Annotated in this window: 9 protein-coding genes and 4 pseudogenes; 8 read left to right on the forward strand and 5 right to left on the reverse strand. The window is 67.5% G+C overall.

The window, feature by feature from the left end:
* Nucleotides 1–116 precede the first annotated feature (116 nt).
* The gene (locus tag OG587_RS23285; RefSeq protein WP_329093586.1) at nucleotides 117–890 is read left to right on the forward strand and encodes a neutral zinc metallopeptidase; all 774 of its coding nucleotides are present in this window, start codon (nucleotides 117–119) and stop codon (nucleotides 888–890) included.
* Nucleotides 891–1,091: 201 nt separating this feature from the next.
* Here OG587_RS23285 and OG587_RS23290 read toward each other — a convergent pair whose 3' ends face one another.
* Nucleotides 1,092–1,256, reverse strand: a complete 165-nt coding sequence (locus OG587_RS23290; RefSeq protein WP_329093588.1) for a hypothetical protein — start codon at nucleotides 1,254–1,256, stop codon at nucleotides 1,092–1,094.
* A gap of 389 nt (nucleotides 1,257–1,645) precedes the next feature.
* On the opposite strand from OG587_RS23290, the gene OG587_RS23295 reads away from it, so the two are divergent.
* Nucleotides 1,646–2,752 carry a DDE-type integrase/transposase/recombinase gene (locus OG587_RS23295; protein WP_329093590.1) on the forward strand — a complete coding sequence of 369 codons (1,107 nt, stop codon included), beginning with the start codon at nucleotides 1,646–1,648 and terminating at the stop codon, nucleotides 2,750–2,752.
* Nucleotides 2,753–2,993: 241 nt separating this feature from the next.
* Here OG587_RS23295 and OG587_RS23300 read toward each other — a convergent pair whose 3' ends face one another.
* A complete protein-coding gene (locus OG587_RS23300) occupies nucleotides 2,994–3,275 on the reverse strand; it encodes a hypothetical protein (protein WP_329093592.1) in 282 nt (93 codons plus the stop codon).
* A gap of 773 nt (nucleotides 3,276–4,048) precedes the next feature.
* Between OG587_RS23300 and istA the strand changes: the two genes are divergently transcribed.
* The 4 genes and pseudogenes from istA to OG587_RS23320 all read left to right on the forward strand — a co-directional run.
* On the forward strand, nucleotides 4,049–5,290 hold the full coding sequence (istA, locus tag OG587_RS23305; protein ID WP_329083819.1) for an IS21 family transposase: 1,242 nt from the start codon (nucleotides 4,049–4,051) through the stop codon (nucleotides 5,288–5,290).
* Nucleotides 5,290–6,095: pseudogene (gene istB / locus OG587_RS23310) on the forward strand (IS21-like element helper ATPase IstB). The gene istA and the pseudogene istB overlap by 1 nt, the downstream one beginning before the upstream one ends.
* 652 nt (nucleotides 6,096–6,747) lie before the next feature.
* Complete coding sequence (locus OG587_RS23315) at nucleotides 6,748–10,116, forward strand: hypothetical protein (protein WP_329093594.1); 3,369 nt, start codon at nucleotides 6,748–6,750, stop codon at nucleotides 10,114–10,116.
* Nucleotides 10,117–10,180: 64 nt separating this feature from the next.
* Nucleotides 10,181–10,290 (forward strand): annotated as a pseudogene (locus OG587_RS23320) (DNA mismatch repair protein MutT); the annotation flags it as partial.
* A gap of 66 nt (nucleotides 10,291–10,356) precedes the next feature.
* On the opposite strand, the gene OG587_RS23325 reads toward OG587_RS23320, so the two are convergent.
* Nucleotides 10,357–10,833: a lamin tail domain-containing protein gene (locus tag OG587_RS23325; protein ID WP_329093596.1), complete on the reverse strand. Its 477-nt coding sequence runs from the start codon at nucleotides 10,831–10,833 to the stop codon at nucleotides 10,357–10,359.
* A gap of 694 nt (nucleotides 10,834–11,527) precedes the next feature.
* A pseudogene (locus OG587_RS23330) lies at nucleotides 11,528–11,908 on the reverse strand (transposase family protein); the annotation flags it as partial.
* Nucleotides 11,909–12,308: 400 nt separating this feature from the next.
* On the opposite strand from OG587_RS23330, the gene OG587_RS23335 reads away from it, so the two are divergent.
* Nucleotides 12,309–13,547, forward strand: coding sequence for an MFS transporter (locus tag OG587_RS23335; RefSeq protein ID WP_329093598.1), 1,239 nt, complete (start codon nucleotides 12,309–12,311; stop codon nucleotides 13,545–13,547).
* Nucleotides 13,548–13,613: 66 nt separating this feature from the next.
* A pseudogene (locus tag OG587_RS23340) lies at nucleotides 13,614–14,084 on the forward strand (transposase family protein); the annotation flags it as partial.
* Nucleotides 14,085–14,318: 234 nt separating this feature from the next.
* Here OG587_RS23340 and OG587_RS23345 read toward each other — a convergent pair.
* Nucleotides 14,319–15,344 (reverse strand): aldo/keto reductase, encoded by a 1,026-nt coding sequence (locus OG587_RS23345; protein ID WP_329093599.1) that lies wholly within the window; start codon nucleotides 15,342–15,344, stop codon nucleotides 14,319–14,321.
* Between the last annotated feature and the right edge of the window lie 9 nt (nucleotides 15,345–15,353).

Raw genomic sequence — 15,353 nt, forward strand, 5'->3', positions numbered from 1 at the left:
AATCCGTGAGGCCCCCCGCGCGATGACTGGCCGCCGGTCCCAACTCCAACAAGGGAAGCCAGGAGCAGCCAGCAATTTCGTTTGCCAGATTTTTGCCTTTCGCTAAGTTGACCTCCATGCGCGTCCTCCCCTCCATGGTGTTCTCCAGCGTGTTGGTGAGCCTCCTCCTCACTGGCACCGCCGCAGCCGGCACCGAACGGCTCAGGCCGGTTCCCGTCGGCGCGGCCGCTCTCACGGCCAACCCGATCTACAAAGCCGGCGAACTGAAGCTGGACACCTGTCCGGAGCGGCCGGTTCGCGATGACGATTTCAAAGGCGTTACCAACTACCTCAACGGCATCCTCCACTGCCTCAACACCAGCTGGAAGCGTCAGTTCACAGCGGCAAAACTGCCCTTCGCCATGGCGAAGCTGCGGACCATACGCCGCTCCGGCGTGAAAACCGGCTGCAACACGTTTCCCAAGGACGCCCAGGCGATCTACTGCTCGAAGGACAAGACCATCGTCTTCCAGCTCGACAAGAACGTCCTCACCGGCACGAGCGACCTGTTCCTGTTTGAGGCCATCGCCCACGAGTACGGCCATCACGTCCAGCAGCTCTCCGGGATCATGACTACCTTCGACTCCCGTAAGTACCGCACCAAGGAGGACTACAACGCCGCCTCGCGCCGCCTCGAACTCCAGGCGGACTGCCTGAGCGGCGCTTTCATCGGCAGCGTCTGGTCCTCCCTGAAGCGACCGGCGTCGGACTTCGCCTACCTGCGGCGTATCGCGACGAATTCCCCCACCCACGGCAAGGCCGCGAACTACTCCTACTGGCTGAACCGTGGCTTCCGGGCCAAGGGACCCGATGCTTGCAACACTTTCGCCGCCAGGTCCAGGGTGTCTTGACCGATGTGGCGTGCCGGGCGTGGGTGGAGTACCGCACCCGCTGAGCCCACAAGCAGCAGTATGAGGGCCGACGAAGTAGCGGAGTCCCCGCCTGAGGACGAGTCAAGGGAGGATTATGGCTCTCAGCCTCCGGGCCGCGGACTGGAGATCCGTGACTTGAACGATGAACTGTGTGGCCGCGCCCGCTTCAGCAGGTGGCGCTCACTTCAAGCCGACAGGGATCTGATGGCCGGTCTCCACCACCTGGCCACCGTCATCCTCGCCGTACAGGTCGGCCGGCACCCCGACCGGGGAGTAGTCGCCGACCGTGCGAACGAGCGGCACCTTTCTACGCAGGTACGGGCGGGCGGCCAGTGCCTCGCTCACGTGCGCTTTGCACGCGGGCGGGTGAGCTGTGGGCCAGGGCGATCAGAGGTCACCTGCCACTGCGGAGGGCATGATCCAGCTGATACGCCCGGTGTCGGGGTCAGTGGCCGACTTCCCGCAGACGCGGCACAGCCCTTTCGGCATGCACCGGCGTTGGCGCAGCATATGCACCAGGTGCCACAGCGAGCCCGCAAAGCCCCGAACATCCACTCCTGCGGGAGCGCATCACATCGGTATTGCCGTGGCTAGGCAGGTGGCGACCGCTGGTGTGACGCCACCCACGACTTCTGCACCACTTTCTGACCTGTTGGGCGGGGTTGTACGCCGGGAGGCGGCTCCCGGAAGATGAGATCTTCGCCGCTGGGCCGGAACGGTACGGGAGGATACGGATGACCTACGACATCGCCGAGCCCTACGGGCCACTGATCACGACGACGTTCCGGCTCGTCACCTGGAACGTGTGGGGCAGATACGGCCCATGGGAGAGTCGCGAGGTCGCGATCCGCGCCACCCTGGAACGGCATGACCCCGACGTGGTGGGGCTGGTGGAGGCGTGGGACGGGCAGGGCGCCCGGCTCGGCCTGCCGTACCACGTGTTCGAAGGCGACTACGAGGTCGACGGCGTGCGCTCCGGCCTGGCCGTCCTGTCGCGCTGGCCGATCGGCGCGCACGAGTCGCGCAAGCTGACCGGCGGGCCGGACACCGGCGGGCAGGTGCTGTATGCCGGGATCGACGGCCCGCGCGGCATCGTCCATATCTATGTGGCGGCGCTGACCTGGCGGCCGGAGCACAGCGGCGAGCGCCAGCGGCAGGTGCGCGAGGTGGCCGCCTTCGTCGCCGATGGCCCCGGCCAGGTCTGGTCGTGGGACATAACGAAATTGAAAGGACCCGAAAAGGGGGTCGTCTACAACCTGTACGTGATGATCGATATCTACTCGCGGTACGTCGTGCACTGGGAGACCTGGCCCGCCGAGAACGCCCGCCTCGCAAAACGATTCATCAAGAATGCCATCGAGCGGAACGGCGGATCGGCGCCGAAGACGATCCATTCCGACCGGGGTACCCCGATGACATCGAAAACCGTCGGCCAGCTCCTCATCGACTTGAAGGTCGACCAGTCACATTCCCGGCCGAAGGTATCGAACGATAATCCCTATTCGGAGGCGAACTTCCGGACGTTGAAGTACTGCCCGGCGTTTCCCGGACGATTCGGGTCCATCCAGGACGCCCGCCAGTTCTGCCGGCGGTTCTTCACCTGTTACAACAACGAGCACCGGCATTCGGGGATCGCTCTGCACACGCCGGCCTCGATCCACCACGACACCGTCGGCCAGGTCCAGACCGAGCGCGCCCGAGTCCTGGCCGCCGCCTACGCCGCCAACCCCGAGCGGTTCCGACGCATGCCCACCCCGCCCCGACTGCCCGAACGTGCCTGGATCAACCAGCCAGAAGCCAAGATCGAAACGGAGCAATCAGCACAGAACGCTGCAGCCTGACCTGTGTCACCCGGTTTGACAGGCGCCGGCGACTACCGTTATCGTCTTGCCCCACGTCCGATGGATTTGCACTGTCTCATTGGATCCGGGGCACTAACGCCCGTTCAACGCTCCGCTGGCCTTGAGGCCAGAGCGTGATGCGATATGCCGGTGAACGCCGAAGCCACCGCCATGGTGCAGGCCGCCCTGGTGCTCGACGAGGGGCCAGTGCGGCGGGGGAGAAGAGTGGCCAGGCGGGGGGTCACTCGCTGGCGCGCGCGGCCTTCCACAGCTGCATCCTGGCGGCGTACTGATCGTCCACGTCCTGCAGCCACGGGTGCTGGTCGCGCTTCTCCTGCGCCTGCAGCCGCACCTCGCGGGCCTTCTGTACTTCGTCCTCCTGCTTGTCGGTGGACTTCGGTTTGCCGGTCATGATGTCTATCGCCGAGGGGAGAGCGGCGACCAGTTTCTCGAAGAGGGCGTCGGCTTGCTCGTAGTCGCGCTGAATCTCTACCAGGTCATTCGGAAATTCGTATGCAGACACGTGTGAATCCAATGGTTTACGGCATGTCGCCCCGGAGGGGTCTCCGTGGTCGGCTTGGACCTGCGGCCGATGTCCTAGGCATGTGCCCGAGGACTGCCGTGCTAAGCGCGTGAAGCTGAATCGGGCACACGAGACAGCCGGGCGGCGAAGCCACAGAGCAGGCCGTACCGGGCGAGCCGCGTAGTGAGCCCCTGTATATACGCGCTGCCTGATCCTGAAGACGGCTGAGCACCAGGACTATGTCGTGACGCGTGGTGTCGGCTGGGAAGAAGACATGGAGACCGACCGGGACCCCAGCAAGCTCGCTGGGTTCGCTCCCGCGTCTGATCCGAACCGCATGAGGACCTATCCGCCTGGAAGATCATCGAGGAGAGCGACACCCGAGTGGCGCTCATCCAAGAACTTGACGCCCCACAGGTACAGGGGCAGGAAACGGTGTTCACTCACGCGTTTTTGGAGGTCGAACGGTTCGGCGAGCCCGACGAGGACGGCCGCCCCGGCTGGCACATGAAGACGTCCAGCCGTTGCGACCTACGGAAGGACCTCGGTGCTCTCGACATAGCGGATGTGACTCTGGATCCTGCCGTACCACCACCGGGTAAAGACGCGCGGAAGATACATGTGCTGGTCAACGAACGAGAGTGCGCCAGCGGACAACGGGCGGACGGCCGCGTACACCTAATCGAGATGAAACCGACTCCATGTTGACGACGCGCGAACGGTGACCCCCTGGCGACGGCCGAATGGTGACCCCCTTGTAGTCACTCTGGAGGGTGATCAAGGTGGAGGACTGGGCGGAGATCCGCCGGTTGTATCGAGCCGAGGCGATGCCGATCAAGGCGATCGCTCGGCATCTGGGCATCTCGAAGAACACCGTGAAACGGGCGCTGGCGGCCGACAGCCCGCCGAAGTATGAGCGGCCGAGCAAGGGATCGATCGTGGACGCGGCCGAGCCGCAGATCCGGGCGCTGTTGGCGCAGTTTCCGACCATGCCCGCGACGGTGATCGCCGAGCGGATCGGCTGGACGCGGTCGCTCACGGTCCTCAAAGACCGAATCCGTGTGCTGCGGCCGCAGTTCAAGCCGGTCGATCCGGCGTCGCGGACCGCCTATCAAGCGGGCGAGCTGGCCCAGTGTGATCTGTGGTTCCCGCCGGTGAAGGTGGCGGTGGGAGCCGGGCATCTGGCCAGCCCGCCGGTGCTGGTCATGGTCAGCGGCTACTCGCGGTGGATGATGGCCCGGATGCTACCCTCGCGCACCGCGGGGGATCTGTTCGCCGGACACTGGGCTTTGTTGTCGGAGCTGGGCGCGGTGCCCAAGACGCTGGTATGGGACAACGAGAGCGCGATCGGCCGGTGGCGGGGCGGCAAACCGCAGCTCACAGCGGATGCCAACGCCTTCCGCGGAGCGCTGGGAGTGGGCATCCTGCAATGCAGGCCGGGCGATCCCGAGGCCAAAGGGATGGTGGAGCGGGCCAACGGCTATCTGGAGACCTCGTTTCTGCCCGGCAGGGAGTTTGCCTGCCCGCAGGACTTCAACGCCCAACTGGCCAACTGGCTCCCCCAGGCCAACAGCCGTCATCACCGGCGCATCCAGTGTCGGCCGCTGGATCGGCTGCACGTCGACCTGGCGGCGATGGTGGCGTTGCCACCGGTCGCGCCGGCCGTTGGCTGGCGCACCTCGACTCGGCTGGCGCGTGATCACTATGTGCGTGTCGCCTCGTGTGACTACTCGGTGCACCCCTCGGTGATCGGCCGCCTGGTGGAGGTGGTCGCCGACTTGGAGGAGGTCACCGTGACCTGCGGCGGGCAGCTGGTGGGCCGCCACCGGCGGTGCTGGGCGCCGCACCAGACCATCACCGATGCGCTGCATGCCCAAGCCGCTGCCGCGATGCGCCGCACCTGCCTGCGCACCGCCGCTGCCCCGGCCAAAGCCGAGGTCGAGGTCGAGGTCGAGGTCGAGCAGCGCCGATTGAGTGACTACGATGCACTGCTCGGCGTCGAGGGGGTGGCGTGATGGCCACCGCCCAAACCCAGCCGAGCAGTGGACGTAACGTCGCGGCCGAGTTGGCCTATCTGACCCGGGTGCTCAAGGCCCCGTCCCTGGCCGCGGCCATCGATCGGCTGGCTGAGCGGGCCAGGGCCGAGTCGTGGACGCATGAGGAGTTTCTGGCCGCGTGTCTGCAACGCGAGGTCGCCGCCCGGGAATCACACGGCGGCGAGGCCCGGATCCGCTTCGCCCGCTTTCCGGCCCGCAAGGCGTTGGAAGACTTCGACTACGACCACCAGCGTTCTCTTAAACGCGAGGTCATCGCACATCTGGGCACGCTGGACTTCGTCACCGCCAAGGACAACGTGGTCTTCCTCGGCCGCCCGGAACCGGCAAGACCCATCTGTCCATCGGGTTGGGCATCCGGGCCTGTCAAGCCGGCCACCGAGTCGCCTTCGCCACCGCCGCCCAATGGGTCGCCCGGCTGGCCGACGCCCACGCCGCCGGCACGCTGCAGGGCGAGCTCATCAAGCTGTCTCGGATCCCGGTGCTGATCGTGGACGAGGTCGGCTACATCCCCTTCGAACCCGAGGCGGCCAACCTGTTCTTCCAGCTGGTCTCCAGCCGCTACGAGCGGGCAAGTCTGATCGTCACCAGCAACAAACCCTTCGGACGCTGGGGAGAAGTGTTCGGCGACGATGTCGTGGCCGCCGCCATGATCGACCGCCTGGTCCACCACGCCGAAGTCATCAGCTTGAAGGGAGACAGCTACCGCCTCAAAAATCGTGACCTTGGCCGCGTGCCAGCGGCCAATCCCAGCAATGACCAGTAACAATCAAGTACACGACAGGGGTCAGCTTTCAGACGCCGATAGGGGGTCACGGTTCGGACGACGTCGACACTCCAACAGAGGTACGTCTGGTCATCGGTGTGGAGCCCCTCTCGGCAGATGGTCCTCGGACGTGCCAGGCGAACCCTCCGACACCGTTCACCGTCGAACTGGACGAACCACTCGGCGACTGCACCCTCGTCGACACGTCGGTCTACCCGCCTCGGCGAGTTACCGGCGATAAGTAAAGATCAGTAGACATGAGCACGTCCATAAGCCCACGCCCTGCTTGTGCTGTGAAGCGCGGTCGGCCATGGCGGAAGTGAGCTGGACGGATCCACGCTGAGAGGTTTCCCGGGTGACCAACTGGGCGCCCTTGGTGAGCGCGGTCCTGATCTCGTGACGGTAGACCGTCTCGGTCACGTGCGTGCTGACGTGGCCCACGAGAGGACTTGGTCGGCGGATATCAGCCGCACCGGCACGGTGCCGTCCGGCTTGCGGGTAAGGGAGCGATAGATCATGATGATGACATGACCAAGAGAAAGGGCGATCTCCGCCCAGGCCGTTGAGGCCCCACGAGCCGGTCCGGGGACCGGCCGATCATGTCACTGCCGAATCGCTGAAGCACCTCGACCCCCTGCCGTACCCGCAACGCATGCGGGAGCTGGCACTGCTCGCCCGCCGTATGGCCGGCACCTCTCAGCTGCGCGACCTTCTGGCCGATCTCCATCGGCAGGGCCGGGACGAGCGACGCACGGCACTCCACATGGCCATGGCGGCCCGGGAACTCGGTTTCGTCGAAGCGGTTCTCGCCGGGCCGGACATGGATCTGCGTCGTGCGGCCCTGCGAGCGGTGCGGACCCTCCCCATCGGGGACCAGGCGGTCACTGCCGCTCTGCACGACGCCCCTGCCGAGCTGCGTCTCGCGCTGTACCGCACGCTGGTGATCGCCCGCCGCCGGGAGACGGCGGAGAGGCTGCTGCCGGACGTCCACGCCCGGTGGGGGGACCGCGAGGCGGCCGCACTGCTGCCGGCGTGCGGCGGTCCGACCGTCTCGCGATGGCTGCCCGACCTCGCTCACGCGGTGACATCGTGGCACGCGCTGAGCAAAAGCCATGCCGGCGCCGTGCTGGAGGCCGCGGATCAGGAGCTGTCCGCCGGGATCCACGCGTGGAGCTGGTGGCGCCGCCGTGGCGTGGGAACGGCACTCGCGGCGCTCGCCGAGCCGACGCGCATGCTGGACCTGCTGGAGCGGCACGACCTGTGGTTCCCGCGCATCCCGCTCCCGGCGGGGGTTCTGGGCGCGCTGTTCGAGGCTGACGCCGTCCGTACCACGCGGGTGCTCACGCGCGGGTCGAGGACCAGTTGGTCCTGGCCGCCGAAAGCATTGGTCAAGCGTCTGCGGTCATGCCCGGAGGCGGAGATCCTGGCCGTGGCCTCCGATAACCCTCATCAGCTGGTCACCGTACTGCGGTCGCTGCCGCCGGAACGCAGGGGGTCGATCTTCGATGCCGTCGCCGAGCAGATGGGCGGTTCCTCAGGCCTGTGGGCGATGCCGCTGCTGGACTCGCTCCCCTCCGAACGCGCGGCGGCCGAAGCGCGGCGGATGCTCGCATGGCATGCCTCGGTGTGGCAGTCCCCCCGAGCACACCTGGACGATCCCTCCATCCCGCTGGAACTCGCCTCCTACCTGCCGCTCGCGGAGGCCACAGGCCCGTTGCGGGAAGCCGCCTTCGGCGGTGATCCGCGACGGCGGGGACTGGGCCGATCCCTGCTGTTGCGCTGCGCGGCCCGTGCTCGGGACGGTGAGACGCTGCGTGAGCTCCTCGCCGAGCTGGCCGGACGCATCGCCAACGAACAGGACCCGCTCCGCCGTGACCTGCTGACCGCGATCGGCGGCGTCGCACCGGCTCTACTGGACGACTCCTTCGCCGATATCCTGGAGCGCGTCGCCGCCGCCGCGGTCGACGCGCCGGATTCCTCCCTCGCCACCCAGGAGGCGCTGCGACGCCTGGCCGGACGGGTGGTACGACACCACGATTCCGCGACGACGCCTGCCTTGACGGCCTGGGCATTGGGGACGTACGCCAAGCTGGTGGCGCGCCACGGAGCCGACGGGCTTTCCGCTCCGGCGGCGCAGTCCCCTCCCTCGCGCAGGCGCCGATGGGGGACTGAGCCGGCGGCGACGTCGCACGGCCTGGACCGGGTGTTGCGCCGCGGCCAGGAGCGCGACCTTTTCGCGGTGCTTCGCCCAGAGCTGCGCGCCGCGCGGGACCGGGGGGATTTCACTCTGGCCGTGGCACTGGCCCGGGCGCTCGGCCGGAGGTCGTGGACACTGGACGAACTCCAGGACGACCTTCGGGCCGCGGTGCGCGTGGCACCAGAGCCGATCGCCCGCCAGGCGGCCTGCCTGTGGCTGGCACGCCCGGCGGAGCGGGAGGAACGGGTCGTCGAACTCGTGCGGGAGGACCCGTCCGCCGTGAGGTTGCCCGCCGTCTGGCGCACGGTGGCCGGACGGCGTACCGACCTGCTCCTGCCGTCGCTGAGCGGAGTCCATCAGGGCCGGTTCACCGGGGGGCCGTGGGTACCTCCCGTCGACGGCGTCGTCGCAGGCAGGTGGACCCCCGGTCAACGCGACCACGTGCGCGCACGGCTCGTGTCCGTCGTCGGCGACGGCGGGCTGCCCGTCACCGATCGGCTGGCCGCCATCCAGGCGGCGGGCCGGATCGGCGGTGGCCTGGAGCTTCTGAGGGAGTGGGCGGCCCGAGAGGAGACGGTGCTGGCCGAAGCGGCCATCGCGGCGATGGCGAGCACGGATTCGCCCGCCCAGGCGCTGCCCGTGCTACTCGAACACGCTCGGGGAGCCGCCTCCCGGGTGGCGGTGGCCGCCCTGGCACGGTGCTGCCGCTCGGTCACCCCGTCTCGGCTCGGTCCCCTCCTGGAACAGGCGTTGACGGACCCCGGTGGCAAGGTGACCCTGCGCAAGCACGTCGCGCGCCAGGTGGAGCGGAACCGTCCGCTGGGAGCGGCTGACCTGCTCCTTCGGGTGTGGGCGGATGCCGACCTGCACCGCGACGTGCGAGCAGCGGTGGCCTCGGCGCTGCTCCGGATGCCGGAGGACGCACGGACTCTGGACGCGCTCGGGACGGCGGTCGGGCGGTACGCCAACGAATCGATGTTTCGCATGCTCTTCCAAGCCGGCCCGCTGGAGTACGCGCCCCCCGTCCGCCCCGGCTACGCGGATCTGATGGGCCGGCTCCTCTCGGCGGCCACCCTTCCTGGTGTGCGGTTCCGAGGATCGAAGGCGTTCACTGCCTGGGCGCACTGGTACCGGGGCGACGTGGAGCAGATCGCGACGGCCGTGGGCGACCCCCAGGCGGAAGGCGGCGAGTCCGTCCTGTCGATGTTCCTCGCCCTGCTGCGGACCGGGACCATCCGGCCGCAGGCGCTCGACGTCCTCACCCGGCTGGCCGCCGCCGTACCCGACGACGGCCAGGCCGGCTCTCTGAAGACCCCCTCGCGAGACCGGGTGACCGCCATAGTCGAGGAGCTGATCTCTGTCCGGTACTCCGACGGCAACTCCTGGCGGAACCGGTTGATCCGCGACGCCGTGGGCATCCTGGCTGCTCAGCCGCTCCTGCTCTCCCAGGCCGTCCGGCTCGGCGCGGCCCTGCTCGGGGAATCCGCTGAGCGCGGACCTGTGGAACTCGGGGATGACCTGTGTCTTCTGGCCGACCTGCTTCGTGACCGGCCCATCCTCGCGGCGGCGACCGCGGACAGCGCGATATCAGGTTGCCTCGGGTATGGAGCCGTGCGCGACATCGGACCCGATACCGTACTGCCGGCGGCACGGCGCCTGGCGAACCGGGACGACCTCGCCGCGGGCCTGTTCGCCCTCGCGCTCACCCGCGTCGTCGGAGAACGGACCGACTGGGCCGATCCGTGGCGCGAACTCCTCCGCGACCTACGCGACGCCCCGCATCTGGAGGTACGGCAGGCGGCCTGGGACACCTTCGCCCCGTAGGCATCACTCCGGCGGGAGATCCCTGACCATGAGGTGAACCTCTGCCGTAGGCCGCCGTACGGGGGTGAAGGAGAAGACCGGCTACGACGTCGAGGTGACCGAAAGGTCGGCCTCTACCTCGACGCCCGGCACATCATCGCCTACAGAGGCGGAGAGGTACGCCGCCAGTTCAACTGAAATGAGTCCCCTGAGAGTTGGGGTCTTGGCCCGTGATGGGCGAGGGCTCTCCTTGTCGTACGGCTACAGGCAGTTGACCGACTCGACCCGGGAGCTGTTGTACGAGCAGGAGTCGATGAGCTTTCCAGCCGGGTTGCGGACGTACCCCGTGTCTGAGGCCTGGTTCCAGATGTAGGCGAACGTCCCTCCGGCCCGGCCCCAGTAGCGGGTGGTCGAGGTGTTCGTACCCTTACCGGTCCGCACCGTGACCGTCTTCCCGGCGCCGAGGGTGAACGTACCGAAGGTGTAGACGTGATCCGGTGCGGATGTCTTGTCGCGGAGGGTCCACCCCTTGAGGTTGATCGCCTTCCGGGTGGTGTTCTTGAGTTGCGCCCACTCGCCGTTCAGGCTGCTGTTCGCCCCGTTGTCCGGCGACCCGGGCGAGTTGTAGTAGATCTTCGCGAACTGGACCGCGGGGAGCGCGGCGGCTTGCGCCGGCACAACGGGAACAAGCGCCATGGCCAAGGCGACAGCGGACAGGGCCAGGGGGAAAGAGCGCACTGGTGCATCCTCCAGCATGTGAAATATGGGGCGAATGTAGACGGTCGGTTCGTGGCGTAGGTTGGCAGGTGAATTCAGTTTCTTTGGGGCACCAGGACATGACGACGCCCCCACCCGATCGAGGAGTGAGGGCGTCGGCGTAGGTCAGAGGTACGGCTAACACGCGGCGGCGTACAACCAGCCGAGTCACCTCAGGTTTTCACCCGTGTAGCGGCAAAACGAGTTGTCCATCAATAGCGGCCAGGGCAGGCCGAGCCCTGCCATGTGGTGACCATCCGCATTTCCGGCGGCAGCACCAAACCCTTCGCACTGCGAACGGCGGCTCACTGAGGTTGTCACATGCCGCGCCCGGGTCGGCGTGTGCGCTGTTTCACCGGTGAGCTCAGCCGCCCCGCCCTGCGCAGGCTCAACGAATCGGTCCGGCTCGGCGGTCCCCAGCAGCCGGTGGTCCGCTCCACAACCAGGCCGCGCCGACGATGGCGGCCACGATCACCCACCCTGACGTCTGCTTCTTTTTTGATCCGGACTTTCTCCCTCAATGTCCGCGCCGAACATACTTGTCTGCCATAACGCCTTCCTGTGGGGTGACCGAATGATATTCATCGGCGTCACCGCTCTTCTGGGCCCGCGTCAGCCGGCCGCGCATCGCGGCGATCCTGTGGTGCGCCTTCCTGCTCTGCTCATTGAGTTGTTGTCAGTAACCGAAGATCACGTTGTGTGATGACGGCAGGGTCCAATCGTGCTCGCGGTAGAGCAGGACCAGTGCCGCTTGGGTGATCTTCGCGATGCGCCACGGGTCGAGACTGACCCGGCGCAGGGCTTTGAAGGTGACGGTGAGCAGGGCGTTGGCGCGTTCGCCGACTCCGCGCAGGCCGCGCAGGAGCTTGTTGTAGGTGTGCTGATCGTCGCTGAGCTTGTGCTGGCCGGCTTTCTTCTTGATCGGGACGTGGATGATGTCGGCGGCGCCTTCGTAGCCCAGGTCGGCCAGGATCGGCAGGTCTGCGCGGATGGCCGCCAGGGCGGTGATGGTGCCGTGGTGGCGGGCGCAGGTCATGTCGTGTTCGCGGCCGCGCCGGGTGCCCCGGCGGCGGCGCTCGGCGTGCAGCTGGGCGGACAGGAACAGCACGGTCTCCCGGCGGACGTCGAGGGTCGCCGAGTATGTGACACTGGTGGGCGCGTGAAGCCTCTGGTTATGAAGTTGATCTCTAGTCAAGACCACTTCTATCAGGGGCTTTACCCATGTCGACCACCGGGCCGCGGCATACCGAGACAATCGAGCCCTACGCAGAGCGACGAACAGTTACAGACGACAGCTCATTGCCTGCAAGTCCGCGCCGGCCAGGTCCGCGGTGACCGGCTCAGCGCCTATCAGTGAAGCACCGACTGCACCATCCTCCGCGTTCAGGCAGCGCGCACCGTCCCACCTCAGCCTTCAGGCTGAGATCGGAATGGCTCGCTGTGAACGTGGAGGATATATGACGACGGAGTCGACGAAGTGGCGTGGTGTGGCCGTGGTGGGTGCGCTCATGCTGGGCGCGTTCGCCTTCAATACCACCGAGAATTTGCCGATCGGCATTCTCAAGCTGATGTCGGAGGACCTGGGCCAGTCGTTGTCGGCCGTCGGTCTGCTGGTGTCTGGCTATGGCCTGACCGTGGCCCTCGTCTCGGTGCCGATCGCCACGGTGACCCGCTCGGTCCCCCGTCGGTTAGTCCTCTGCGTCCTGCTGGCCACGCTGTTCCTCGCGAGCGTCGTGGCGGCTCTGGTCTCCTCGTACTGGGTGCTGCTGGCGAGCCGATTGGTCACTGCGGTGGCCCAGGCGCTGTTCTGGGCGGTGATGGGGCCCGTCGCGGTCGGCCTGTTTCCCCCGCGCGTCCGCGGGCGCGTCATAGGAGCGCTGTCCGTGGGCGGTTCGCTCGCCCTCGTCCTCGGGGTGCCCGGCGGCACCTGGCTGGGCCAGCAGGCCGGCTGGCCGGTGCCGTTCCTGGTGGTCGGCGCGCTGGCCATCCCCTCCTTCATCGTGATCGCCACTGTGCTGCCGACGTCCCGTCCGGAGGAGGCGGGGCACGCCGTGCGCGGCGTGGCGCCGGACACCCGCCGGTTCGCGGTCGTGCTGACCGTCACCGGGCTCACGGTCACCGGCGTCTTCGCCGGGTACACCTACATCTCCACGTTCCTGGTGGACGAAGCTGGGTTCAGCGAGTCCTCCGTCAGCACCCTGCTCCTGGTCCTCGGCATCACCGGCATCGTCGGCGTCGCGGTGTACGGGCGGCTCCTCGACCGCTTTCCCCGGGCGACCCTCACGCTCCCCGTGACGACGCAGGCGGTGGCACTGCTCGGCCTGTCCGCCGCAGGCGAGTCGCAGACCCTGGCAGTGATCACGATCGTGTTCCTCGGCGCCTCGCTGGGGCCCATCTTCATGGCCACACAGAGCCAGGTCATGCACTTCGCGCCGGGCCGCACGGAAACAGCCATCGCCGCGAACGGCGCCGCCTACAACCTGGGCGTGGCCGCGGGCGCCCTCGCGGGCGGCCTGCTGCTTCCCCTCATCAGCGTGCGCGGCACCTTTCTGGTCGGCGGCCTGATGACGGCCGCCGCGCTGCTGCTCCTCCTTGAGGAGCAATTTCTGTCCCTGGGCCGCAAAGAGCGGTGCACCGACACCCCCGAGAAGGCGCAGGGAAGGCACGAAACGCAGGATTCTCTCTCGCAGGGGTAGTTCGAACGTTGCACGTTTGATCGCAAGGTAGGTCCGGACGTCGCGAGGTTCGCGTGGGCTGGGCAGTTGTGGTGGTCCGGAAAGCACCAACACCACGGCGGCAACATCCAGGTCATCTCCGCTCCCGACGGCTGGCCCCTGTGGGTCTCCGACGTCCGGCGCGGCCGCGAACACGACATGACCTGCGCCCGCCATCACGGCACCATCACCGCCCTGGCGGCCATCTGCGCAGACCTGCCGATCCTGGCCGACCTGGGCTACGAAGGCGCCGCCGACATCATCCACGTCCCGATCAAGAAGAAAGCCGGCCAGCACAAGCTCAGCGACGATCAGCACACCTACAACAAGCTCCTGCGCGGCCTGCGCGGAGTCGGCGAACGCGCCAACGCCCTGCTCACCGTCACCTTCAAAGCCCTGCGCCGGGTCAGTCTCGACCCGTGGCGCATCGCGAAGATCACCCAAGCGGCACTGGTCCTGCTCTACCGCGAGCACGATTGGACCCTGCCGTCATCACACAACGTGATCTTCGGTTACTGACAACAACTCAATGAGTTGAGCCATCCGAGCGCTTGCGACGGTGTCTTCCGCTGAGGTGATGGTCATGTGCTCGATGAGCTCCTGGTGGCCCAACGGTCAGACATGGTCCATTGACGGCGGCGGATCCCTGCACGACTGAGAAGGATCAAGGAAGATCATGAAGGTCACCGTTGACCAGGACAAACGCTGGGGTACGGGACAGTGCGCACTACTCTCCCCGTGCACCTGTTTCGATCACGGGAGTCGTCTCCCGTCGAGTCGGGCAAAGGCCTCGCCGAACACGGCCGGCGGGCCCGCCTCCGCGAGGAAGTCGCCGGGGAAACCGAGGGTGAAGTCGGTGGCCTCCTCCAGGCTTCGCAGCGCTTCGTCGCGCAGGACGAGGTCGAGGGCGCTCAGGGTGTCCTGGAGTTGCTCGGCGGTTCTGGCGCCCAGGATCGGGTGCACGGCCCGTGACCGCGCCCGCGCCCAGGCGATGGCTACCTGCGCGGGGGTCGACCCCACGTCATCGGCGACCTCCTGTACGGCTCGGGCGGCGGCGTGCTCGTGAGCGCCGAGGGAGCCGGGGGCGATCCGGGTGCTCCCTTGCGGGCCTTGGGGGCGGGTGAACTTGCCCGACAGGACGCCGTGGGCGAGCGGCCCCCAGGCGGCGACCGTCAGGCCGAACGCCTCGGCCATCGGCAACAGCTCGCGTTCGATATCGCGGTTGAGCAGGTTGTAGGGCGCCTGCAGGGCCGCGAACGGTGTCCAGCCGCGTAGCTCGGCCAGGGTGTTGGCCTGGGCGACGATCCAGGCGGGGGCGTCGGAGATGCCGACGTACAGGATCTTTCCGGCGCGGACGGCGTCGTCCAGCGCCCGCATCGTCTCCTCGATTGGGGTGTGCCGGTCCCACAGGTTGACCCAGTACAGGTCGAGATAGTCGGTGCGCAGTCGCCGCAGGCTCTCCTCCAGTGACAGGGTGAGGTTCTTGCGGTGGCTGCCGGCGGCGTTGGGGTCGGTGCCGTCGCGGGAGACGGTGTACTTGGTCGCCACGACGAACCGGTCTCGGCGGCCCTCCAGCAGCTCGCCGAGCAGACTCTCGCTCTGGCCGCCGGCGTAGAAGTTCGCCGTGTCGACGACATTGCCCCCGGCCTCGGCGTATACGTCCAGGATGCGGCCGGACTCCTCCCGGGACGCGCCGAACCCCGCCTCACCGAAGGTCATGGCACCCAGGAACACCTCGGAAACCCGCAGTCCGGTACGGCCCAGCAGTCGGTAACGCATGGGATCGTT

This window comes from Streptosporangium sp. NBC_01469 (genome assembly GCF_036227305.1).
Taxonomy (GTDB): domain Bacteria; phylum Actinomycetota; class Actinomycetes; order Streptosporangiales; family Streptosporangiaceae; genus Streptosporangium.